Source organism: Flavobacterium sp. FlaQc-57 (assembly GCF_044007395.1).
In the GTDB taxonomy this organism is placed as follows: domain Bacteria; phylum Bacteroidota; class Bacteroidia; order Flavobacteriales; family Flavobacteriaceae; genus Flavobacterium.
Genome location: NZ_JBIPDA010000001.1, coordinates 528,993 through 553,905, shown reverse-complemented (window position 1 = coordinate 553,905; position 24,913 = coordinate 528,993). Strand labels below are relative to the sequence as shown.

General features: G+C 33.2%; 21 protein-coding genes. 16 read left to right on the top strand and 5 right to left on the bottom strand.

Features of this window, described 5'->3' with window-relative positions; translation table 11 throughout:
• Positions 1 to 75 precede the first annotated feature (75 nt).
• Both ACHRVZ_RS02295 and ACHRVZ_RS02290 read right to left on the bottom strand, forming a co-directional pair.
• Complete coding sequence (locus tag ACHRVZ_RS02295) at positions 76 to 1,344, bottom strand: OmpA family protein (protein WP_395420549.1); 1,269 nt, start codon at positions 1,342 to 1,344, stop codon at positions 76 to 78.
• Between the two features lie 223 nt (positions 1,345 to 1,567).
• On the bottom strand, positions 1,568 to 3,088 hold the full coding sequence (locus tag ACHRVZ_RS02290) for a choice-of-anchor I family protein (RefSeq protein ID WP_395420548.1): 1,521 nt from the start codon (positions 3,086 to 3,088) through the stop codon (positions 1,568 to 1,570).
• A gap of 187 nt (positions 3,089 to 3,275) precedes the next feature.
• Here ACHRVZ_RS02290 and ACHRVZ_RS02285 point away from each other — a divergent pair, with 187 nt between their 5' ends.
• Positions 3,276 to 4,316: an agmatine/peptidylarginine deiminase gene (locus ACHRVZ_RS02285; RefSeq protein WP_395420546.1), complete on the top strand. Its 1,041-nt coding sequence runs from the start codon at positions 3,276 to 3,278 to the stop codon at positions 4,314 to 4,316.
• Between the two features lie 95 nt (positions 4,317 to 4,411).
• Here ACHRVZ_RS02285 and fahA read toward each other — a convergent pair whose 3' ends face one another.
• Positions 4,412 to 5,695, bottom strand: coding sequence for a fumarylacetoacetase (fahA, locus tag ACHRVZ_RS02280; protein ID WP_395420545.1), 1,284 nt, complete (start codon positions 5,693 to 5,695; stop codon positions 4,412 to 4,414).
• Positions 5,696 to 5,803: 108 nt separating this feature from the next.
• Here fahA and glyA point away from each other — a divergent pair, with 108 nt between their 5' ends.
• From glyA to ACHRVZ_RS02260, 4 genes are all read left to right on the top strand, one after another.
• Entirely contained in the window at positions 5,804 to 7,078 is a 1,275-nt protein-coding gene (gene glyA, locus ACHRVZ_RS02275; RefSeq protein ID WP_395420543.1) for a serine hydroxymethyltransferase, read from the top strand.
• Positions 7,079 to 7,241: 163 nt separating this feature from the next.
• The gene (locus tag ACHRVZ_RS02270; RefSeq protein WP_395420542.1) at positions 7,242 to 7,835 is read left to right on the top strand and encodes a tRNA-(ms[2]io[6]A)-hydroxylase; all 594 of its coding nucleotides are present in this window, start codon (positions 7,242 to 7,244) and stop codon (positions 7,833 to 7,835) included.
• Positions 7,836 to 8,135: 300 nt separating this feature from the next.
• Positions 8,136 to 9,176, top strand: coding sequence for a GMP reductase (locus ACHRVZ_RS02265; protein ID WP_395420540.1), 1,041 nt, complete (start codon positions 8,136 to 8,138; stop codon positions 9,174 to 9,176).
• Between the two features lie 18 nt (positions 9,177 to 9,194).
• On the top strand, positions 9,195 to 9,692 hold the full coding sequence (locus ACHRVZ_RS02260; protein ID WP_395420538.1) for a GNAT family N-acetyltransferase: 498 nt from the start codon (positions 9,195 to 9,197) through the stop codon (positions 9,690 to 9,692).
• A gap of 61 nt (positions 9,693 to 9,753) precedes the next feature.
• Here ACHRVZ_RS02260 and ACHRVZ_RS02255 read toward each other — a convergent pair whose 3' ends face one another.
• Positions 9,754 to 10,332 (bottom strand): pentapeptide repeat-containing protein, encoded by a 579-nt coding sequence (locus ACHRVZ_RS02255; protein WP_395420536.1) that lies wholly within the window; start codon positions 10,330 to 10,332, stop codon positions 9,754 to 9,756.
• A gap of 333 nt (positions 10,333 to 10,665) precedes the next feature.
• On the opposite strand from ACHRVZ_RS02255, the gene aspA reads away from it, so the two are divergent.
• The 7 genes from aspA (at position 10,666) to ACHRVZ_RS02220 (ending at position 18,266) form a co-directional block, all read left to right on the top strand.
• Positions 10,666 to 12,075: an aspartate ammonia-lyase gene (gene aspA, locus ACHRVZ_RS02250; protein ID WP_395420534.1), complete on the top strand. Its 1,410-nt coding sequence runs from the start codon at positions 10,666 to 10,668 to the stop codon at positions 12,073 to 12,075.
• A gap of 147 nt (positions 12,076 to 12,222) precedes the next feature.
• Entirely contained in the window at positions 12,223 to 13,491 is a 1,269-nt protein-coding gene (locus ACHRVZ_RS02245; RefSeq protein ID WP_395420533.1) for a BamA/TamA family outer membrane protein, read from the top strand.
• 114 nt (positions 13,492 to 13,605) lie between these two features.
• Complete coding sequence (locus tag ACHRVZ_RS02240; protein WP_395420532.1) at positions 13,606 to 14,223, top strand: outer membrane beta-barrel protein; 618 nt, start codon at positions 13,606 to 13,608, stop codon at positions 14,221 to 14,223.
• 171 nt (positions 14,224 to 14,394) lie between these two features.
• Positions 14,395 to 15,069, top strand: coding sequence for a response regulator transcription factor (locus tag ACHRVZ_RS02235; protein ID WP_395420530.1), 675 nt, complete (start codon positions 14,395 to 14,397; stop codon positions 15,067 to 15,069).
• A 1-nt stretch (position 15,070) separates the two neighbouring features.
• Complete coding sequence (locus ACHRVZ_RS02230) at positions 15,071 to 16,474, top strand: ATP-binding protein (RefSeq protein WP_395420528.1); 1,404 nt, start codon at positions 15,071 to 15,073, stop codon at positions 16,472 to 16,474.
• A 77-nt stretch (positions 16,475 to 16,551) separates the two neighbouring features.
• Positions 16,552 to 17,274 carry a hypothetical protein gene (locus ACHRVZ_RS02225; RefSeq protein ID WP_395420526.1) on the top strand — a complete coding sequence of 241 codons (723 nt, stop codon included), beginning with the start codon at positions 16,552 to 16,554 and terminating at the stop codon, positions 17,272 to 17,274.
• Positions 17,275 to 17,318: 44 nt separating this feature from the next.
• Positions 17,319 to 18,266 (top strand): bestrophin family protein, encoded by a 948-nt coding sequence (locus ACHRVZ_RS02220; protein WP_395420525.1) that lies wholly within the window; start codon positions 17,319 to 17,321, stop codon positions 18,264 to 18,266.
• A gap of 80 nt (positions 18,267 to 18,346) precedes the next feature.
• On the opposite strand, the gene ACHRVZ_RS02215 is transcribed toward ACHRVZ_RS02220, so the two are convergent.
• A complete protein-coding gene (locus ACHRVZ_RS02215; protein WP_395420524.1) occupies positions 18,347 to 19,765 on the bottom strand; it encodes a PLP-dependent aminotransferase family protein in 1,419 nt (472 codons plus the stop codon).
• Positions 19,766 to 19,868: 103 nt separating this feature from the next.
• Between ACHRVZ_RS02215 and ACHRVZ_RS02210 the strand changes: the two genes are divergently transcribed.
• From ACHRVZ_RS02210 to ACHRVZ_RS02195, 4 genes are all read left to right on the top strand, one after another.
• Entirely contained in the window at positions 19,869 to 20,786 is a 918-nt protein-coding gene (locus ACHRVZ_RS02210) for an EamA family transporter (RefSeq protein ID WP_395420522.1), read from the top strand.
• Positions 20,787 to 20,937: 151 nt separating this feature from the next.
• The gene (locus ACHRVZ_RS02205; RefSeq protein ID WP_395420520.1) at positions 20,938 to 21,510 is read left to right on the top strand and encodes a Crp/Fnr family transcriptional regulator; all 573 of its coding nucleotides are present in this window, start codon (positions 20,938 to 20,940) and stop codon (positions 21,508 to 21,510) included.
• Positions 21,511 to 21,571: 61 nt separating this feature from the next.
• A complete protein-coding gene (locus ACHRVZ_RS02200; RefSeq protein WP_395420518.1) occupies positions 21,572 to 22,372 on the top strand; it encodes an SDR family NAD(P)-dependent oxidoreductase in 801 nt (266 codons plus the stop codon).
• A gap of 269 nt (positions 22,373 to 22,641) precedes the next feature.
• Complete coding sequence (locus ACHRVZ_RS02195) at positions 22,642 to 24,900, top strand: acyl-CoA dehydrogenase (protein ID WP_395420516.1); 2,259 nt, start codon at positions 22,642 to 22,644, stop codon at positions 24,898 to 24,900.
• The last annotated feature ends 13 nt before the right edge of the window (positions 24,901 to 24,913 follow it).

The following is a 24,913-nucleotide window of genomic DNA, read 5'->3' as shown; positions in this document are numbered from 1 at the left end:
TTTTTTTATTGTTTTAAATAAAAAAATCCGCTTCAAATTATTTTGAAGTGGACTCTTTAGTATTGATAAAAAAGATTATTTCACTTGGAAAGTAACTCTTCTCACGATTTGACGTGCTTCTTTAGATTTTTTGTTCACAGAAGTGTCTTCACCATTAGCAATTACATTCAATCTTGAAGAATCGATTCCTGCATTTTCAGCTACTCTTTTCACTGCTTCAGCTCTTTTTCTTGATAATTCAGTATTGTAGCTTGAGCTTCCAATTTCGTCAGCATAACCTATAATATCAGCAGATTTACCAGGATTGTTTTTCAAGTATTTCACTAAGAAATCAACTCCGGATAAAGAAGCATTTGTTGGTTTAGAAGAATTAAAGTCAAAATATACATTAACATATCCTCCGTTAATCAATTCTTCAACAGTATTATTTGTTGTTGTGCTTTCGCTGCCTTTTTTAACGTAAGTTTTATCTAAGTAACTTTCTAATTCATCCGGAACTCCATTTTGATTGTTATCAATAGATTGTCCTTTTGTGTTTACAGCAACTCCAGAGATGGTATTAGGCTCTAAATCATATAAATCAGCAACACCATCTTTGTCAGTGTCAATAAGATTGGTCTCAATTGTAGTAACCCTGTCTTCTAATTTATTTAATCTTTCATTTTCTTCAGAATACCAATCAGCATGTTTAGTGTTTTTACCTAAGTAAAAAGTCAAACCAACTGAAGCATTAAGCAATACACCATCTAACGAACCAGTAGTAGTAGTTCCTTGTCCGTCAAAATTATGGTTTTGTCTTCCGTTAACAATACCAGTAAGATCTCCCGTTATAGCAATCCTGTTGCTAACTCTAATTTGTCCGGTTAAACCAGCAATTCCGTGAGCCATGTAATCTTTTCCGTCAAAACCTTTGTCAGAACTTAATTGAGAAACACCAAATCCACCATGTGCTAATAAGCCAAAAGTATTGGTCCATGTTTCAAAGTTTAAAGCTCTTCCAAGATTTATAACCCCTTGTAAACTTGCTCTGTAATATTTGCTGTCGAATTCTGGAGTGTCATTGCGTTCTTGAAATTGATCATATCCAACATCCAATTTCAAACCAAATTTAGGATTAAACATATACCTTACGCCTAAATCAGCATGAAACGGACTAACTGATTCAGTAGAATAACCAGGAGTTATTGCTCTCATTGGTTTGTTTACCCCACCATTTAATTCAATAGACCATCTATTGTAAGCCGGTGCGTCAATTGTAGGTTGAGTTGAAGTCGTTGCCATATTTTGTGCACCTGCAGCAAATGTCAGTAATAAAAGCGATACTGAAGCTAAATTCTTTTTCATAATATCCAAATTTTAGTTTAATTTTTGATTTTTGGAGCTTTCTTTATTTTTGAGCTCATGACAAAATTAGACCACGAATCTTAGATAGAGTTCTATTTGGTCTTACATAATTCCCATCTTTTGGGTTTTAATTATGTAAATACGTTAAAAGAATCGAAATATTTGATCAAAAAAAGGGACTAAATATAAATTTAGCCCCTTTTTTGAATTGTAAGTGTTAAGGTTATTTTAAATCTGGTTGGTATATTTTTATGGTTCCATCTCCCTCACTACTAACGACTAACAAACTTCTTTTGCTAGGACTTTTTGAAGCTGGAATAAAAAGAATGCCTTCTGGAGCGTCACCAGTTTTTACAGTTTGTAAATATTGTGGTGAAGTTGGATTTGTTACATCATAAGTCATAAAAGCATCTGATCTTTCAAGACCAACAAACAGAATATTCTGACTTCCCATCTTAACTGCAACTACAGCTTCTGGTTCTGAACCTTTGTCGTCACTGCGTTTATCATCATATGTACCTAGTTCATTGGTTTTTTTGTCAACATCATTTTTACTGTCAAAAACAATTTTTCCGGTATTTCCATTCCAAATAGAGAAAGAGCGCGCTCCAAAAGCAACTATTTCGTCTAAGTCTCCGTCACCATCAGTATCACCCATATCAGCAATAAGATTTAATCTGCCTAAATTAGTCTCTAATTTTAAAGCTGCAGCATCAGGAAAAACAGTTGCGTCTAGCTTCATGTCTTTCATTCTTTTGATATCAGAATAAGCAGTATATTCTCTGGCATCACCTTCGTTAGCTGTAACAAAATAAGGAACGTTGTTTGCTGAAAAATGACTAATTCCGTCAGGCATAAACATACCTTTTACTTTCCAAGGGTTAAAAGCAATTTTGTCATCTTTATCACTTACATCAATTGCATTTTCGGCAGTATTAAAATTTTTAAATCCTAAAGGATAAATCGCAGTTATGGTTTTTGAAGTTAAATCTACTTTTGCAACACCATTATTTTCTTGTAAAGTAATCCAAGCCGTTTTCGAATCGTCAGAAATTGTTACGTATTCTGGTTCAATATCTTGTGCAAAACTCTTTGCAAATTTTGAAATTCTAAATCCATCTTTCTTTAAAGCCTCTGCTTGGCCGCTGAAAGAAGCAAAATCTAAAGTCGTAACATTGTAATTATTAGTCACTTCTATGATAGAAATCGTTCCGTTTGGATCTTGAAGATAATCTGTACTTGGTTCACCTTCATTAGCAGTCATAATATATTTTCCGTCTGGAGAAAAAGTTACCATATCTGGTAAAGCGCCTACAGTGATTTGTTTAATCACGCTATAATCTGTCGTATTGAAAACAACCACTTTTCCATTTCCTTGTTTGTTTACTGTAGATTCTAAGGCAACAGCCAGCTTTCCATCAGATACAGCAACACTATTTGAGGCACCTTGATAAGGAGTTAAATCAATTTTGCCAATTTTAGTTGGTTTTGTTGGGTCAGATAAATCAATTACGTCGATTTGATTTGTACCGCTATTATTTACAGTAAAAAGCTTTTTTGTCTTTTCGTCATATGCAGAAATTTCGGCTGCACCTTCGCCACCAATAGTTATTGAGCCTATTTCTTTAAAGGTTCCTGGATTTTCATTTACAAGAACTTCAGGTTCATTGTTAGAATTTTCATCATTATTACAACTTACCATAATAGACAAAGCTGCTAAAAGTGAAATACTTAGTTTTTTCATTTTGTGTGTGTTTTAGTTTTGCCAAATGTAATTAGCAGATCTTGGTCGTATATTAAGGCTGTATTATTTAATCTTTAACTTAATTTTTATCAGATAATTAGGCTTAATTATGATTTGATTTCATTGTACTATTTCATAATCCTTTCGAATGATTATCTTTGTACACTTTCAAATTTAGAACCTCTTTATGTCAACAAATAATAGAAGATTTCCAGCAGAATGGGAAAAACAACAAGGAATTGTATTGTGTTTTCCACATAATGGTAATGACTGGCCAGGAAAATACGAAGCAGTTCAATGGGCTTTTGTAGAGTTTATTAAAAAAGTAGCCACTTTTGAAACCGTTTTTTTGGTTGTAGCCGATGAAAAACTAAAAGAAAAGGTTGCAGAAATGTTAGAAAGAGCGAGAGTAAATCTTGCAAATATTTCTTTCGTAGTTCATAAAACCAATAGAAGTTGGATGCGTGATTCTGGGCCAATTATTGTAAAAAACGGTACGAAAAGAGAAGCTTTAAATTTTAATTTTAATGGCTGGGCCAAATACAAAAACTACCAATTAGATAAATTTGTTCCGGGTAAAATTGCCGATTTTATTGATGTTCCGCTAACGCAAGTTATGTATAAAGGAAAACCGGTAATTGTTGAAGGCGGAGCAATTGATGTAAACGGAAGAGGGACTTTACTGACCTCTGAAGAATGTTTGATGCATCCGACAATTCAGGTTAGAAATAAAAATTTCACTAAAGAAGATTACGAAGCTGTTTTTAAAGAATATCTGGGTGTTACAAACGTAATTTGGCTTGGTGACGGAATCGAAGGTGATGATACACACGGTCATATCGACGATTTATGCCGATTTGTAAATGAAGATACAATTGTAACAATAGTTGAAACAGATAAAAATGATTCGAACTATAAACCTTTACAGGATAATTTGAAACGTTTACAAAATGCTAAACTAGAAGATGGAAAATCACCAACTATTGTAGCATTACCGATGCCAAAACGTGTAGATTTTGAAGATTTAAGATTACCTGCAAGTTATGCCAATTTCTTAATTTTGAATAATTGTGTTTTGGTTCCAACTTTTAATGATAGTAATGATCGCGTAGCTTTAAATATACTTTCAGAATGTTTTCCTGACAGAGAAGTAATCGGAATTAGCTGTATTGATTTCATCTGGGGATTTGGAACTTTGCATTGCTTAAGTCAGCAGATTCCAGCTTAATTGTACTGTTTGTCATTCGTAGAAATGAAATAAAAATAAAAAACCTCGAAATCACTTTCGAGGTTTTTTATTTATTCAGATATTTTATCTTCTCTTCATTGTCTCACAAAAGGAGGTAATAATTGACTGGCAACTTCACCAAAACCAATTCGGACTTCATTGCTTTCGCAGAAACCTCTAATAATTACAGTATCATTATCTTCGATAAATTTACGTTCGCTGCCATCTTTTAATTTTATTGGATTTTTTCCTCCCCAAGTTAATTCAAGCATTGAGCCAAAACTATCAGGAGTTGGACCGGAAATAGTTCCTGAACCCATCATATCTCCAGAATTTACACGACAGCCATTTGAGGTATGATGCGCTAATTGTTGCGCCATTGACCAGTACAAATATTTGAAATTTGAATTTGAAACAACAGTTTCTTCTTGATTTTCAGGCTGAATTGAAACTTCTAAATGAATATCAAATGCTTTTTTACCTTTAGTTTGTAAGTAAGGAAGCGGTGTAGGATCTTGCTTTGGGCCTTTAGTTTTAAAAGGTTCCAAGGCATCCATAGTCACAATCCATGGAGAAATTGAGGTTGCAAAGTTTTTAGCTAAGAAAGGTCCAAGAGGCACATATTCCCATTTCTGAATATCGCGTGCACTCCAATCATTCAATAAAACCATCCCAAAAATATAATCCTCTGCTTCAAATGTCGAAATATTTTCACCCATTACATTTACATCAGTCGTAATGAATGCCGTTTCTAATTCAAAATCAACTAGACGAGACGGGCCAAAAACAGGATATTTCTCGCCGGCTGGTAAAGTTTGTCCCATTGGTCTGTGAACCGGAATTCCAGATGGAACAATAGTTGAGCTTCTTCCGTGGTAACCCACCGGAATATGTAACCAGTTTGGTAACAAAGCATTTTCAGGATCACGGAACATCTTTCCAACGTTAGTTGCATGTTCTTTACTAGAGTAAAAATCAGTATAATCACCAATTAAAACTGGTAATTGCATTTCGACGTCGTCGATTTTAAAAATAACAATATCTCGGTCTTTTGTGGAATCTCTAAGTTGTGGATTGGTTTCGTCGAATATATCTGCGATACGATTTCGAACTAAACGCCAGGTTTTTTTTCCGTCAGAAATAAAATCATTAAGAGTATCCTGCATGAACATATCATCAGTTAAATCTATTCCTGAAAAATAGTTTAATTGTTGTAGAGCTCCTAAATCTATAGCGAAATCACCAATTCGCGTTCCTACTGTAACGACATTTTCTTTGGTAAGAAATACACCGAAAGGAATATTTTGAATAGGGAAGTCACTATTTTCTGGTACTTCTAACCATGATTTTCTTTTGGTATCGTTAGCGGTTATTGGCATGTGAATGTTAATTATTTGTTGAAAAATTCTATGTCAAATATATCATAATCTAACAGTTTGACAAACGTTTTTTTGTATTTTTGCAGGAAATTAACGAAAAACGAAAAAATGCAACGCGACGAACAAATTTTTGACCTTATACTAGAGGAACAAGACAGACAAATTCACGGATTAGAACTTATCGCTTCAGAGAATTTTGTAAGTGATGAAGTAATGGAAGCAGCTGGTTCTGTTTTAACTAACAAATATGCTGAGGGATATCCTGGCAAAAGATACTACGGCGGTTGCGAAGTAGTTGATGTTATTGAGCAAATTGCAATTGACAGAGCTAAAGAATTATTTGGTGCTGAATATGCAAACGTTCAACCGCACTCAGGATCTCAGGCTAATACATCAGTTTACCATGCATGTTTAAATCCTGGTGATACTATTTTAGGTTTTGACTTATCTCACGGTGGTCACTTAACTCACGGTTCTCCAGTTAACTTTTCAGGTCGTTTATACCGTCCGGTTTTTTACGGTGTTGATGCTGAAACAGGTCGTTTAGATTATGATAAAATCCAAGAAATTGCTACAAAAGAGCAACCAAAATTAATCATCGCAGGAGCATCAGCTTATTCTCGTGATATGGATTTTGAGCGTTTCAGAGTAATTGCTGATAGTGTTGGAGCAATTTTATTTGCTGATATTTCTCACCCAGCAGGTCTTATTGCAAAAGGATTAATGAATGATCCAATTCCTCATTGTCATATTGTTTCTACAACAACACACAAAACTTTGCGTGGACCACGTGGAGGTTTGATTTTGATGGGGAAAGACTTTGAAAATCCACAAGGATTAAAAACTCCAAAAGGAGAAATCAGAATGATGTCTTCATTATTAGATCTTGCTGTTTTCCCTGGAAATCAAGGTGGACCTTTAATGCACATTATCGCTGCTAAAGCAGTTGCTTTTGGTGAAGCGCTAAAAGATGAGTTCTTTACTTATGCAATGCAATTACAAAAAAATGCAAATGCTATGGCAGATGCTTTTGTAAAAAGAGGATACAAAATTATTTCTGGAGGAACTGATAATCACATGATGCTTATTGACTTAAGAAATAAAAACATTTCTGGTAAAGAAGCTGAAAATGCATTAGTAAAAGCAGAAATTACTGTAAATAAAAATATGGTTCCATTTGATGATAAATCACCATTTGTAACTTCAGGAATTCGTGTTGGAACAGCTGCAATCACAACTCGTGGTTTAGTTGAAGAAGATATGGAAACTATCGTAGCTTTAATCGATAAAGTTTTGGCTGATCATACAAATGAAGCAGTTATCGAAGAAGTGGCTAACGAAGTAAATGAAATGATGAGCGAAAGACCAATTTTCGTTTACTAAGAAAAAATAGTTTAAAGTTTCAAGTTTAAAGTTTTGTGCTGTGAAAGGTGCAAAACTTTAAACTTTTTTCGTTCCTATAGTAACATGGCTAGAGGCTGAAAGCCGAGCCAGCGAAGCAAACTTGAAATCTGAAACAAATAAAACTTTAAACAAAAAAAAGAGCATGGGCGTACTAAGATTACAATTGCCAACCGACCCAAGATGGGTAAATATTGTTGAGAAAAATATTGAAGAAATCTTGACAGATCACGCTTGGTGCGAGCAAAAGGCAGCAACAAACGCAATTACAATTATTACCAATAACTCTGAACATCAGGATTTGGTGCAAGATTTATTGGCTTTAGCCAAAGAAGAAATCGACCATTTTGAGCAAGTTCATAATATCATTATCAAAAGAGGATTGAAATTAGGACGTGAGCGTAAAGACGATTATGTAAATGAATTGTATTTATATATGAAGAAAAGCAGCGATGGAAGTAGAGTTTCAAGTTTAGTCGAAAGATTATTATTCTCAGCTATGATTGAAGCAAGAAGTTGCGAACGTTTTAAAGTTTTATCTGAAAATATTAAAGACGAAGAATTATCAGTTTTCTACAGAGATTTAATGGAAAGTGAAGCTGGACATTATGTTACTTTTATTACTTATGCCAGAAAATATGGTGTTGGAATCGATGTTGAGAAACGCTGGAGAGAATGGCTTGCTTACGAAGAATCAATTATAGCAAATTACGGTAAAGGCGAAACGATTCACGGATAAGATTTTTGTTAATAGTTTGTTTCATGTTTCACGTTTTCTTTGTTTCAGGTTTGTCACTTTGAGCGAAGTCGAAACGCGTTCCAATTGGAAGTTTTTATATTAAATAAAAAAATACGTTTTAAATCCGCGTTTTCGTGATGGCGAAGCTGCCTCATCCGTGTGCCAAATTAAACACAAAATTTTGCCAGTCAACAATTAATAATTAAAAGATTGTTGATAAATGAGTAATTAGTTTTTGTATGTTTTTAAAGAGTTCACTTTCAAAATTAATATATTTGAGAGTAACGAAAATTTAAAACCATGAGAATAGAAACTGATCTGAAATTAGGGTTTAAAGATGTGATGATTAGACCAAAACGATCAACACTGAAAAGTAGATCTGAAGTATCTTTAGAACGAAATTTTAAATTTTTGCACAGTACTACAATTTGGACAGGGATTCCTATTATGGCCGCCAATATGGATACTGTTGGTACTTTTGAGATGGCTAAAGTTTTGGCAAAAGAAAAGCTATTTACCGCTATTCATAAACACTATTCTCTTGACGAATGGAATAATTTTCTAAAAAATGCAACTCCGGATTTCTACGATTACATTGCTATTAGCACCGGAACTGGAAAGGAAGATTTTGCAAAAATTGGTCAAATTATAACAGCAAGTCCTTTGCTGAAGTTTATTTGTATTGACGTCGCAAATGGCTATTCGGAGCATTTTGTTCAGTTCTTAAAACAAACCCGTAAACAATATCCGGACAAAGTTATTATTGCCGGAAATGTTGTTACGGGCGAAATGGTTGAAGAATTATTGTTAGCCGGTGCCGATATTGTAAAAGTCGGAATTGGACCAGGTTCAGTTTGTACAACTAGAGTAAAAACTGGTGTAGGATATCCGCAACTTTCAGCTATTATAGAATGTGCCGATGCCGCTCACGGTTTAGGCGGGCATATTATCAGCGACGGAGGGTGCTCAACGCCAGGAGATGTTGCAAAAGCCTTTGGAGCTGGTTCTGATTTTGTAATGTTAGGCGGAATGCTTGCCGGACATACAGAAAGTGGAGGGGAGTTGATAGAAGTTGATGGTCAAAAATACAAACAATTTTACGGAATGAGTTCTACAACAGCTATGGATAAACACGTTGGAGGAGTTGCAGAATATAGAGCAAGCGAGGGTAAAACAGTTCAGATTCTTTTTAAAGGGAAAGTTATAAATACAGTATTAGATATTTTGGGAGGTTTGCGAAGTACATGTACGTATGTGGGTGCCTCAAGATTAAAAGAACTCACAAAACGAACAACCTTTATAAGAGTTAGCGAACAGGAGAATCAGGTTTTTACTAATTAAAAAATTTCAAAATTTAATATGATTACGATTTTAGAAGCAGGCTTAAAGGATATTAAAATAATTCAGGAAATTACAAATGTTACCTGGCCAATTACTTACGGAGAAATATTATCTAAAATGCAGCTAGATTATATGTTAGGTTTATTTTATTCTGATGAAGCTTTAGCGAAGCAAATCGAGAATAAAGAACAGCTATTTTATCTAATTTCAGATTCAAAATCAACGATTGGATTTATCGGAATCGAACATAATTACAACGACGAAGCTATAACGAAAATTCATAAAATATATCTTCTACCTGAAACACAAGGAAAAGGAATTGGCAAGAAAGTTATTGAAGAAATTCAAAAATTGGCTTTAGAAAATAATTCAGAAGCATTATTTTTAAATGTAAACCGTTTTAATACGGCTTTAGGTTTTTATAAAAAAATAGGCTTTGAAATTAAAGAAGAAGTGAATATAGAAATTGGAAATGGATATTTGATGGAAGATTATGTGATGGAGAAGAAGATATAAGTTGTAGAAAGAAAAATATACTAAAAAAAAGCCAGTTTTAAACTGGCTTTTTTTTATTGTCTCAACTTACAATCACATCATGTTTAAACAATAGTCCTTTCAACTCCTTCAAAGCAAAAACAGCCTTCTTCAATTTTGTTTTTGATGGATCGATGGTATAATTGTAACTTGTTTTAAAATCAGCTTTGTTGGCGATGGCTTTGTCGAATTCTGATCGATATAAATCGCAATTGTCAAAAAGAACACTTGTAAGATCTGTTGCCATAAAATCGACAGCAATTAAGCTGCAATTGGTAAATGTGGTTCCTTTTATCTTTAAGGTATAAAACTTAGAAAAATCCAGAATGCAATCGTAAAAATGGACTTCAAAAATAAGTTTGTCACACATAGCAAAATTCACTTCCTTAATTTCACATCTATTAAATGTTGCAGTTCTAAACGCAACATAATTAATTTTTGCTTCGCTAAAAATACAATCATTAAAAACGCAGTCAATAAAGGTTACAGCTAAAAAAGTGCAAGCCGAAAAATTGCAATTGTTAAAGATGCAGCATTCAAAATCCTTAAAATTGACATCGTCTCTACTATAAGTAATAGTATTATATTCTTTATCAAGGAAATATTCAGATTCTTTTTTCAATGTTATTTTAATGTTTAATCGAGAGTGAAAAGATAATAATTAAGGAAATATTAATTAACATAAAAACCAAAAATATTTTATTATTTTTATAAGTAATTTCTCTTGAAATATAAAGAGAAATCAAGTTTTAGCCCCCTAAATAGCTGTTGGTATTTTGCAGGTTTTTTTGTTAATTTGATATTTTTAAGGTCTTAAAATGATAAGTGTTTAATTTTAAGTGTTTAATTTTATAAAAACTTGTTGATTTTTAATTTGAAAATGTTTTATTATAATAGTAATTTGATGTAGCTTTACAATGATTTTTTAAGTTAATACGTAACAATTTTATATCATATGGAATCAACAAGAAAAGAACATGATTTTTTAGGAGAATTAAATATTCCGAATCATCTGTATTATGGAATCCAAACTTTTAGAGCTGTAGAGAATTTTAATATTACAGGAATTCCAATTTCAAAAGAGCCTTTGTTTATTAAAGCGCTTGGTTATGTTAAAAAAGCAGCTGCTTTAGCCAACAAAGATTGTGGCGCACTTGATCCTAAAATTGCTGAAGCAATTTGCTACGGGAGTGACCAGGTAATTGCCGGTAAATTTGATCAGGAATTTGTAAGCGATTTAATTCAGGGTGGAGCAGGAACTTCTGTAAACATGAATGCCAACGAGGTAATTGCTAATATTGGTTTAGAATATCTTGGACATAAAAAAGGGGAGTACAACTTTTTGCATCCTAATAATCATGTTAACTGTTCTCAATCAACAAACGACGCCTATCCATCGGCTTTTAGAATAGCGCTTTACATGAAAATGGAAAGTTTTATTAAAACATTAGAAGGATTAGAAGTTGCTTTTGCTGCAAAAGGAGAGGAGTTTAAAAGTGTTTTAAAAATGGGAAGAACGCAATTGCAAGATGCCGTTCCGATGACTTTAGGACAAGAATTTAGATCTTATGCAACTACAATAGGTGAAGATGTTCGAAGATTAAGAGAAGCTCAAAGTTTGGTTTTAGAAATCAATATGGGAGCAACTGCAATTGGAACAAGAGTAAATGCACCAGAAGGATACCCGGAAATTTGTGTAAATTATTTAGCAAAGGAAGTTGGAATCCCGTTAACGCTTTCTCCAGATTTAATTGAAGCGACTGTAGATACAGGGGCTTACGTTCAGATTATGGGAACTTTAAAAAGAACGGCGGTAAAAATTTCTAAAATCTGTAACGATTTAAGATTATTAAGCTCTGGACCAAGAACAGGTTTCAATGAAATCAACTTACCAGCACGTCAGCCAGGTTCTTCAATTATGCCGGGAAAAGTAAATCCGGTAATTCCAGAAGTCGTAAACCAAACTTGTTTTTATGTGATTGGTCAGGATTTAACGGTTACAATGGCAGCTGAAGCAGGACAATTGCAGTTGAATGTAATGGAACCGGTTATCGCTTTTGCAATGTTTACATCGTTAGATTATCTTTCAAATGCAATTCAAACTTTAATTGATAAATGTATCAACGGAATCACTGCAAATGTTGATCATTGCTATAATATGGTAATGAACAGTATTGGAATTGTAACGCAATTGAACCCAATTTTAGGATATGAAGAAAGCGCCAGTATTGCCGGTGAAGCTTTAAAAATGAATAAAAGTGTGCATCAAATTGCTGTGATTGAAAGAAAATTAATCACACAAGAGAAATGGGATGAGATTTATTCTTTAGACAATTTAATCAATCCAAAATTTATTACAAAATAATAGATTTTTTTAAGATAGTAAGCCGTCAGTTTTCTGACGGCTTTTTTTTGTTATACTATTTTTGTTAGTAAGAAATATTTTGTAAAGTATTGAAAATAAGAGTTATATTTGTAAAAGGGTCGATTTTTATTTCAAAAAAACTAGCAGATGGTAAATTTTTTTAAGAATAATCGCTTTAGGGATATTTGTATAGTCTTAGGATTACTCTTTTTTATTCCATTAAGTCTTATCGCTCAAACTGAAACTAGTAATCCGGAATTGTGCCCGACTAAAACAATTTTAGAAATCTTTAAAAAGAAAGATTCTGTATATGTTGTTAAGCCTACAAAAAATAATTTTTTCTTAGTCATTCCAGCTATCGGTTCTCAACCGGCAACTGGATTTTTTTTTGGTGGAGTTGCTCAATATACTTTTAAAGGAAAACAAGCTACAGATAAATATTCTATTGCCAATTTGGGAATCACTTACACTACAAAAAAGCAATGGCTGGTAAATGTTAAGAATAATATTCTGCTTCATAATAATAGAATTTTCCTCAGTGGAGATTATCGATTGTATATTTTTTCACAACCTAATTACGGATTAGGAACTGATATTGTTCCACATCATAGCAAAAAGGATAATTTTAGTATTGATTCTATTGCTCAGCCTATGGATTATGATTATTTCAAGTTTCACCAAAGTGTGTCTTTTGAAGTGGCTAAAAACTTCTATGTTGGCGGAGGGATAAATCTTGATTGGTATTCGAGTATAAAGGACAAAAATCTGGATGTAGAAAATGGGCAGTTTACGTATCATTATAATTACAGTCAAGAACATGGATTTAGCGATTTAGAGTATTTTTTGAATGGAATGAGTTTAAATTTAGTTTTTGATTCACGCGACAATCAAGTAAATTCTACGCATGGATGGTTTGCAAATATTAATTATCGTTTTAATCCTGTTTTGTTTAATAATCAGAAGTATAGTAATGTTTTGTTTGCTGAATACCGTCATTTTATACCACTTTCGAGAAAGAACGAAAGATACATTTTGGCGCTCTGGACGTATGGTCAGTTTGTAACGCGGGGAAGTGTTCCTTATTTGAATTTACCCGCAATTGGTTGGGATCAAAGGAGTCGGAGTGGAGAAGGATATACGCAAGGTTTATTTAGAGGAAATAGTCTAATATATCTAGCAACAGAATTCAGATTTCCCATTACGTGCAACCAAATGTTTAGCGGAACTGTTTTTACCAATTTTGTAACAGCGAGCAATACAGATAATAATACTGATCTTTTCAAATCAGTTCAACCCGCAGCGGGAATTGGCTTACGAATTTTAATCGATAAAAAAACCCGAACGAATCTAATTGTTGACTATGCTTGGGGAAATAATTCAAAAGGATTTTATTTGAATGCGGGTGAAACATTTTGAAGAAATGTTTGAAAGTTAACTAACATTATTATGGTGTATTTTTAATTTTAATTTATTTGTAAGAAAAAACATATATTTGTAAATTGAATAAATAACCTTTAAATTTTAAAAATTATGAAACAATGTGGTTTATTATTAGTAGTGTTCCTGTCAACGATAGGAATGAGAGCTCAAGATGCAAGGTCTTTTTCTCTTAATTTGTATGGTGGTTACAATTTTTCGGATAGTGTCGATTATGATGGCTATTCTGCTACAATTGAAGATGCTTTTCAATATGGAGCTGGTTTTGAATACTTTTTCTCCACAAACAATTCTGTCGAATTAAAATATCTTAGAACTGACACAAAAATACCATTTTATAGACCAGATGGAAGTCAATTAAATAGTGGTGACGATAAAGGTGCATTGAATTTTATCCTTCTTGATGGAACTCATTATTTTGATACCGGCTCAAATCTTTTACCTTATTTAGGAGGAGGGCTTGGTGTTGGTATTACTGAAACGCCACAAAGTGGAGGAGGTACTTATTTTGCATGGAATATTAAAGGCGGTGTAAAAATAAAAACAGCATCAACTGTATCAGTCAATATTAATGCTTATTTGCAATCAATGTCGGCGGCTGTTGGTAATAGTTATTACTGGACTTATTATGGACCAATTGGGGTTGAAGATTATGTTAGTACCTATCAATTTGGTTTGGGAGCTGTCTTGAGTTTTAATTTTAAAAATTAAGGTTCTTCAATAATTTAATCTATTTATAGTATTAAAAAGCATTCATCATTGATGAATGCTTTTTTTTTAGGGGTGTCAAGGCCAATGTTCATAATTAAATCATAATTTATAACGAAGTGATTTATATTTTTAAACTCAATCCCTATTTTTGTTTTTAATACATTAATCAAGATGAAATTACTTATAGTCGAAGACGAACCAAATCTTTTATCCATTTTGCGTAAAGGTTTTGCTGAAAACAATAATGAAGTTAGTGTAGCAATGGATGGCAAAACTGCTTTAGAAATGCTTCATAATTATAATTTTGATGTAGTCGTTTTAGACGTAATGTTACCGGATATTAATGGAATCGAAATTTGCCGAAGACTTCGCGCCAGCAAGAACTTTATTCCGGTTTTGTTACTAACTGCTCTCGGAACTTCAGAGAATATTGTAACCGGACTCAACGCTGGTGCCGATGATTATTTGGTAAAACCTTTTAAGTTTGGTGAACTCGATGCAAGAGTAAATGCACTACATCGAAGAGCACATCTTGATACAGAGAAAATTGATGTGATCACAATTGGCGATTTAGAGATAAACGGACGTGCAAAAACGGTAAAAAGAGCCGAAGAATCGATTGTTTTAACCGCTAAAGAATTTAAATTACTCTATTATTTAGCCAAAAATAGTGGACGAATAGTATCTCGAGATCAAATTTTAGATAATGTTTGGGATATTAATTTTGATATGAATACCAATGTTGTAGACGTTTATATCACATATTTAAGAAAAAAAATAGATAAACCATTTGAAACCAAACTGATTCATACAATGAAAGGTTTAGGTTATGTTATAAAGTTATAAAATGGATGTAAGGAAAAAAATTACTTTTACCTATGTAGCACTTTCGACCTTTAGTACACTATTGTTGTGTATTATCGTTTTTGTCTTGTTTCGTGAAAATAACAGATATCATTTTTTAAAACGATTAGAAGACAGAGCTAAAATTGTGGCTTCAATTCATTTTCAAAAAGATCCTGAAAAAATTAAATATTACCGTAATCTTAAAAAAAACGGTCTTGAAGAACTTATAGAAGAAGAAGAATTTGTTCTTAAAGTAAACAGTGCCAATAGTTTTGATTATAATACTAAGCTAGATTTACCAAATGAGTTTTATACCAATATTTTAAAAACCGGAAAAGATTATTATGAAATTGCCAATAAGTACTATCTAGGGCAAATCTTTACAGAAAATAACCAAAAGTATATTGTAATTGTTGGGGCCCGAGATCGAAAAGGCCCGACTACCACAATTTATATCATAAAAATTATGCTTTTTGGAGGCATAGGATTCGTGTTTTTAGCCTTCTTTTTAGGACGTTTTCTAGCTAAACGTGTAATTAATCCGGTAGCAAGAATTACAAAAGAAGTTAACAGAATTAGTGCTTCTAACCTTCATAACAGATTACCTGAAGTGAAAAATTCTGACGAGATTTCTGATCTTACAGAGACATTTAATGATATGTTAGATCGTTTGGAAACTTCGTTTGAGATACAGGCCAATTTTATTAATAACGCTTCACACGAATTAAAAACGCCAATAACGACTATTATTGCTGAGTCTGAAATTATGCTTCTGAAAGAAAGAGAAGTTTCAGAATACATTCAGTCTTTAGAAAATATTCACAGTCAGGCTTCTCGTTTAGGAAACTTAACAGAAAGTTTATTAAAACTTACCCAGACCGGCTACGACGGTAAAAAGCAGGTTTTGGATATTGCCAGAATCGACGAATTATTATTAGATGTAAAATCAGATTTGGATAAGATTTACCCGGATAACCGTGTGAGCATCAAACTTAATTTTGCGCCAAAAGATTCTAATTTATTATTAATACCTTGTAATAAACCTCTTTTAGAGCTGGCTATAAATAATATCATTACAAACGGCGTAAAATACTCTGATAACAATGAAGTATTTGTAACACTTACCGCTAATCAGGAAAGTATTAAAATTGCTATTAATGATATAGGAATTGGTATTCCACCTGAAGATATTCCGCATTTATATGAACCTTTCTTTAGAGGGAAAATTGCAACCAAATATATAGGGTATGGTTTAGGGCTTCCTTTGGCCTCAAAAATTATCCGTATGCATAGCGGAGAAATTCAGGTACAGTCAGAACAAAATAAAGGTACGATCGTGACTATTGTTTTTAGTATGTCAAATATGAAGAAAATTAAAATTAAAAATTCTAATGTTGAATCTTAGAAAGTTCTAATTTTAGATTAAGAACCGTCTAATTTACAGAGAGTTATTTTGTATGTATAAACTAAACGATTATACATATGAAAAATTTCCTAATACCTACAACTTTAAAAGATGATACTATTAGTGCTGTAAAATCGGCAATTAATCAAGCAAAAGAATCTAATTGCGAAATTATCTTAATGATGGTTTCTGATACTCCTGATACTTTTTCATCTTCAAATTTTTTACGCGAAATGCGTACCGGACTTACTGCAAGTCAAGAAGTAGTTCTGGAAACTTGCAGATATATTATAGACTACACGCCAAACTGCAAATTAAAAGTACACAATCAATACGGACTTTCGTCTCCTATTTTTAAACGTATTATTGATGTTTTCTCAGTAAAACTAGTGGTACTGACTCAATCGTATAAACAAGAAACAAAACGAATTCACCAATATCTTGTTCAATTAGCAGGAAACCAAAAATGTCCCATCTTACATTTAGGAACGGAACAATTTAAGGAAGATTTTAATAAAGCACTTTATATTGAAAATGCACGTGCCAATATGCATGTTAAAGATGTTCAACAATTTTTGAGCGAAAATTTCTCATTCGAAATTGTAAGTCAAACATCTAGTTTTGATGATAACTACGAAGAGTTTGCACCTTATTTATCTGAAGCTATCTCAAAATATGACATTGATTTGCTTGTAGAAACCCGCAAAGGAGAAAAAATCAAATTCAAGAAAACTAAAAAGGAAAATATAAACGACAAATTAGGACTTCCGGTTTTGTCTCTTTATGAAGAGTTGGTTTAAAGCCTATTTTTTTAAGAATACAAGTTTAATTTAAACCGAAAAATATGTTATTAAAGAAAAGAATTCCAATGCGGTACATTCTCGGGAAGATTAAAGTGGAGTTAGGTCTTGTAATGGCTTATACGATATTATTTGAAATTTTTCACCACTATTTCATCAATGTTTCAGTTGATATCCCGATTGCAATACCTACAATGGTTGGAACAATTATATCGTTATTATTGGCCTTTAAGTCAAACCAGGCTTATGACAGATGGTGGGAAGCCCGAATTATCTGGGGATCAATTGTAAACGAGTCCAGAACCTTAGTAAGGCAAATGCTTACTTTTTATAAAGATCCTGAATTTTCTGTAGAAGCTAACGAGTTTAAAGAGAATTTCACTAAAAGGCAAATTGCTTGGTGTTATAGTTTAGGTCAGGCGCTCCGTAATAAAGATGCAATAAAACCAATTAAAGATTTGATTAGTGAAGATGAACTGAATTTTGTAAAAAATCATCAGAATATTCCAAACGCAATATTATTGCTGCACGCAAGAGATTTAAGAATTGCCAGGAAAGATAAGCGACTCAATACTTACCAACAAGTAGAAATTGATAAAACATTGACAAGATTATGCGATGCAATGGGAAAATGTGAACGTATTAAAAATACAATTTTCCCAACCACTTATAGCATGTACATTAGAATGACATTGTGTTTGTTTATTTTATTACTGCCTTTTGGGTTGATTAGTTTGCTAAGCTGGTTTGCGATTCCATTGATTACGGTTATCGGAGGAATGTTTTTTTTGATAGAAAGAATGGCAATTCATTTGCAGGATCCTTTTGAAAACAGACCGACAGATACACCGGTAACTACTATTGCAAATACAATAGAAAAGAACTTAATGCAAATGCTTAATGAGTATCAAAGTGAATTTGATATTATTAAAGAATTTGACCTTAAACCCGAATTAACAAAAGCGGAAAACAACGCTTATTTTGTTTTATAATTAATTGATTTTGGTTTCTCAATTTGTTAGCCGGACAACGTTTTTAGGTCGTTGTCTGGCTTTTTTTATATAGAAATAAATTATTGATGCATTAATTTTCCTAACGTTTGTATTGATTGTCTTAATTCATTGGTCCACGGGAGTCCAAAACTCAATCGCATACAATTCGAAAACTGATCCTGAAAAGAGAAAATTCGACCAGGAGCAATGCTAATATTATGCTTCATTGCCAAATGATAAAAAGCAGCCGTGTCTATACTTTTGTCAAGCTCAATCCAAAGAAAAAAACCACCTTGCGGCTGACTTACTTTTGTTCCTTTCGGAAATGATTCTAAAATCGTATTGATATAGTTATTACAATTATGATGGAGTATTTGGCGTATTTTTCGAAGATGATTTTCATAACGGCCATTTTTAAGAAAATCTCCAACAACCTGATGTGTAATAGTAGGCGAGGAGAGCGTGTGATAAATCTTATTGCGCAAAATTTCTTTTTTAAATTTCCCCGGCGAAACCCAGCCCACGCGATAACCCGGAGCCAAAGTTTTAGAGACTGAACTGCAGCAAAGCACAATACCGCTTTCGTCATAGGTTTTGCAATTCGTTGGTCGGCTTGAGCCAAAGTACAAATCGCCGTGAATGTCATCTTCAATCAACGGAATATTATAAAATTCCATTAATCGAACCACTTCTATTTTATGTTCGGCCGGCATCATACTTCCAGACGGATTGCTAAAATTGCTCATCAACAAACAAAGTTTTACTTTTTTTGAAGAAAGTGCTTTTTTTAGCGCATCCAATTCAATTCCCGTAGTCATATTTGTAGGCAATTCCATGATATACAATCCCAATGATTTTGCGAGTTGTAGAATGCCAAAATAAGCAGGACTTTCAGTAATAATAGTATCTCCGGGCTTTGTCAATGTCATTAAACAATGCGAGATTGCACTTGTGCAACCGGGCATAGTAATAATATCTTTTTCAGTCAATGATCCTCCCCAGGTAAAAGACCATCGGGCAATTTCTTTTCTTAAATTAAGATTGCCTTGTACTTGCTCATAACTTGTTCCGCTATTTGGGAGATCACGCATCGCCTGAATCATTCCCTTGTTTAATTTAGCAATAGGCAGTAATTCATTGGATGGAAAACCCAGAGACAACATCGTAATATTCTTGTCTGTCATATTGCCGTAGACCTGATCGATCAAGTCTTCACGGTCAACATTAGCACATTTTAATATAGGACTGCTTGCCGAAGGTTCAGTAATTATTCTTGCTGAAGTATTGCTCACATAATAACCAGATTGAGGTCTGGACTCAATCAATGATCGGCTTTCGACTTCATAATAGGCTTTACTTACCGTGCTCATACTGTAACCGGTTTCAGCACATACTTCGCGTATCGAAGGCAATTTGTCTCCAACATTTAAAACGCCCGATTTTATTTGCTTTTCGATCCTGTCAGCAAATTGCAAATACAAGTAGTTTGAATTCTTCATAAAAAAAAAACTGTTATGGTGCAATTTACAAAAACTGTATCTGTATTGCTGTTTTATTTTTAAGAAATTTGCTTTAATTAAAACCAACCAAAAATTAAACTCCGTGAAAACTACAAAATACTACATAGCTGCAATGACCTGCTTTATAATCTGGGGGTTTTTTAGTTTGGTTTTAAAACCAATACACGACTATGCTTCTTTAGATATTTTATTCTACCGTGTTTTTAGTTGTAGTATATTGATGTTGCTTATCGCTTTTACTTTCAAAAAGAAGAAAATGAAAGAAGCAGCAGCAACTTTCAAAACTCTTTCAAAATCGGAAAAACGTAAAACCATTTTATTGAATATTGGTGGAAGCGTTTTTCTAATGGCAAATTGGTTCACTTTTATTTATGTAATGAACCATGTTAGTGTAAAAGCAACTTCATTGGCGTATTTAGTTTGTCCAATTTTAACCACTTTGCTGGCTTATTTTATACTACATGAAAAACTAAGCAAAACACAATGGATGGCCGTCGGATTAAGCATTTCGGGTTGTCTGCTTTTGTCGTATGCCAATATTATGGATATGTTTTTTAGTATTATAATTGGTTTTACATACGCGTCATATTTAGTAAGTCAGCGTATTAACAAAGGTTTTGATAAATTTTTGATTCTAACGTTTCATATAACATTGGCAGCTTTGTTTTTATTGCCTTTTTATCCGGCTTATAGCGGACCGGTTCCAACTGAGTTTAAATTTTATTTCTGTATAGAAACCATTGCAATTTTGTTTACAATTTTCCCATTGTTTCTTAACCTTTATGCACTTTCAGGCATTAATTCGTCAACTGTCGGAATGCTTTTAAATATTAACCCGATGATTGCTTTTCTCCTGGCCATGTTTTTATACAAAGAACAATTTGGACCAATACAGATTTTGGCATACGGAATCGTTTTTCTTGCTGTCTTAGTTTTTAATTCACATCACATTTTTGCGATGAAACAAAGATTACAACAATATCCAAAGGTTCTAAAATAACGTGAGGTATTTTATGTTTTTTATTGGTTTAAAATTATAAATTACCAGAATCTTAATAGGATGTTTAAACAGGAATGACTAATTTTCATTCCTGTTTTTTTTATTCTTATTTGCAAAAAAGTAAAGAAATCTAAATCTGATAAAATTTATAATGTATAATAAACTTCTTAAACTGATCGCGGAGATTATCGAGATCGACGAATCTGATACGATTCTAGTTGAAAGCTTTTTTGAGCCTCTAAATTGTAGCAAAGGAGAAATTTTAGAAACTGAAAATAAGCCAACAAAATATTTATACTTTATTAATTCAGGTTTTATAAGAGCTTTTTATTATCAAAACGGCGATCAGATTACAACACATATTAATTGTCCGTCTGGTTTTATTACTTCCTTTAATAGCTTTATAAACGGCACTCCCGCAATCGATAATATAGAGTGTATTACCAAATGTGAAGTACTGCGTATTACAAAAAATGATTTTGATGCATTATGTCAAAAAAGTAAAAAGTGGGCTGATTTTGCCAGAATTATTTACGAGAAATCTTTAATCTATAATGAGCAAAGAACCAAAGATATTATGGTTTTATCTGCTGAAAAAAGATATTTGAAAATAATGAATGAAAATCCCGCAATGATACAAAATGTTCCTCTTCAGTATATTGCTTCATTTATTGGAATAAAACCGGAAAGCTTGAGCCGAATTAGGAAACAAATAATTTCCTAACCTACATCAAGTGCATTGATTTAGTTATTTATGAATTTTGTCTCAGAAAATAACTAAAGAAATGAAAACAATAAAAAACAAAACAGTACTTATTACTGGTGCATCATCTGGAATAGGTGAAGCATTTGCTTATGAATTAGCAAAGCAAGGTGCAAATCTTATAATCACTGCACGATCAGAAGACAAGTTAATAGACTTGGCGCATAAAATCTCTAAAGAATACAATGTTAAAGTAAATGTTTTTACGGGTGATCTCTTGAAGAAAGACACTCCTGTGAAATTATACAATCAAATAAAAGAGGCCGGATTAACTGTCGATTTGCTGATAAATAATGCAGGATTTGGTAAATGGACCAATTTTTTGGACGAAAGTATTGATGGTTACGAAGAAATGATCGAAATCAATATTAATGCACTTGTAAAATTGTGTTATCTGGTATTGCCAGAAATGTTGCAAAAGGGAGATTGCGGAATCATTAATGTTGCATCCACAGGTGCGTTACAGCCGTGTCCATATGTTGCGGCGTATTGTGCAAGTAAATCATTTGTACTGAATTTTTCAGAAGCATTATATGGTGAATATTCTAAAAAGGGAGTTACAATTACGGCACTTTGTCCAGGTAATACAACAACAGGTTTTCAATCTATTGCAAAAGCAAATACACAAGGTATGACTGCAGATACCGCTGAGACAGTTGCTAAACAAGCAATATCGGCATTGCTAAAAAAGAAAAGTTTTAAAATAGTGGGTACCGCAAATTATTTGCAATCCTTTTTACCAAGATTATTGCCAAGAAGATCAGTTATTATGATTGTTCGTAATATGATGAATGATCGCGTAAATTCGCGAAAATTAGTATAATTCGTGGCAACTTTTTTTCTTTTGCACCAGCTTAAATTAAATTACCACAATCTTAACAGGATATTTAAACAGGAATGATTATTTTTCATTTCTGTTTTTTTATGCAATTTTTTTTCGCCACGAATTTCACGAATTATTTAATCTGCTAAATCTGTGTGAACTTTTTTACATTATAATAAGCCACAGTAGGGTCCAATTAATTCGTCAAATTCGTGGCAAAAAAATAATAATTTGTGACAAAAAACTATTAAAAACCGAATCTATATTTTATGAAAAATATCAAACTCCAAGCCTTTATCCCGTTATTTTACTTAGTCTGGTCTGATGATTTGTTAACTCAAAAAGAGTTTACTACGATTCAGAAATTTATTGATGATTTGACCTGGCTTTCGCCCGAAGAAAAACAGCAATTGCTTTCAAGAGTAGATATTTCAAATCCGCCTTCGCGAAATGAACTTGCACAATGGAAATTGGATATTGAAAAAAGCATTCAAAATAAAACAGATATAAAATCGATTTTTGATATCGCCGTAGCGCTTTCAGAGAAGGATTTGGATATTTCAACTTTACAATCAAGTTTTATAAAATTAGAGAATGATCTTGGAATTTTAGGAGAAGAAGCGCTTCAGAATTTTAAAACAAAAGCAAGTTCATTTACTGCAAATTCTCAAACCAATAGTGATTTTGATATTCAAAAAATAACAGCAATTCTAAATGGTAAAGAAGCGGCTATAATCAATAAAGTAAAATCGGTAATATCAAGACCTGAATTTGCTTATGAAACCTCGACAGATATCAATGTTTATCGTCAAACTGTTTACAATTGGTGTAAAATTTTAGCCGAGGAAAATCTCGGAAATATGGCATATCCAAAACAATACGGAGGAGGAGAGAATATAGCCGATTATTTTGCTATTATGGAAACCTTAAGTTACCATGATTTGAGTTTGGTCATTAAATTTGGAGTTCAATTTGGACTTTGGGGAATGAGCGTTCAGTCGTTAGGAACAGAAAAACATTATGCTAAATACTTAAAAGATATTGGTTCGTTAAAAATCCCGGGTTGTTTTGCAATGACCGAAACACACCACGGTTCGAATGTAAAAGGGCTTGAAACTACAGCAACTTATAATCATAGCGATCGAACGTTTATAATTCATACGCCAAGCAAAAATGCACAAAAAGAATACATTGGCAACGCCGCTGTTCACGGACAAATGGCAACTGTATTTGCTAAATTAGTTATTGATGGTCACGATTATGGCGTAAATGCGTTTGTGGTTCCGTTAAGAGATACAAACGGAAATACCTTAAATGGAGTTACGATTGGCGATTGCGGTCATAAAATGGGATTAAACGGAGTAGATAACGGAACAATTAGTTTCGATAATGTAATTATTCCGAAAGAAAATATGCTGGATCGTTTTGCTTCTGTAAATGATAAAGGAGAATTCGAAAGTCCGATTCCGAGTGACAACAGACGATTTTTTACCATGTTAGGGACTTTGGTTGGCGGTCGAATCGGGATTCCGCGTTCCGCTTTGTCAGCTGCTAAATCAGGACTTACAATTGCAATTCGATACAGCGATCAACGCCGACAATTTGGTCCCGAAGGCGGATCAGAAGTTCCAATTTTAAATTACAGAATGCACCAACGTCGATTATTGCCTCCATTGGCCAAAACCTATGCCGTTCATTTTGCTTTGCAGTATCTTACCAATCGGTTTTTGAATCGAACTGAGTCAGAAATGCAGGAAATTGAAGCTTTGGCAGCAGGAATGAAATCATATTCGACCTGGAGCACAAGAGATATTTTGCAAGAATGTCGCGAAGCATGTGGCGGAAAAGGATATTTGTCTGAAAACCGAATCGATGCTCTAAAAAATGATACCGAAATTTACACCACTTTTGAAGGTGATAACACTGTTTTGATGCAATTGGTTGCTAAAAACCGTTTGTCTGAATTCAGAAAATCATTTGGAGAAATGGGTTCTTTAGGTATTATTAATTATGTGTACGAAAATGCCAAAACCGCTCTTGCAGAGAAAAACCCAATAGCAACCCGAAGAACAGATGAAGAACATTTGCTGGACGCCGAGTTTCATTTGCAAGCATTTCAACACCGGGAAAAAACAATTTTAGCGTCGGCGGCAAAACGTATCAAAAAATTAGTCGAGGGAGGATTAGAAGCTTACGATGCTTTTAATGTCGTACAACATCAAATGATCGATGTGGCTCAAGCGTATTTAGAGCGCGTAGTTTTGGAACAATTTCAGCTGGCAATGCAAACTGTAGAGGATCAAAAATCAAAAGAAATTTTGATAAAACTAAATCAATTGTATGCACTTTCGCAGCTGGAGAAAAATAAAGCTTGGTACTTAGAAGATGGCTATATGGAAGCCGTGAAAACAAAAGCGATCCGTAAAATAGTCAATCAACTATGTTGGGATATTCGACCAGATGCTGTTTCGTTGGTAAATGCTTTTGATATTCCTGAGAGTTGTCTGGCGGCACCAATCGCGGTATAATAATTTCAAAATT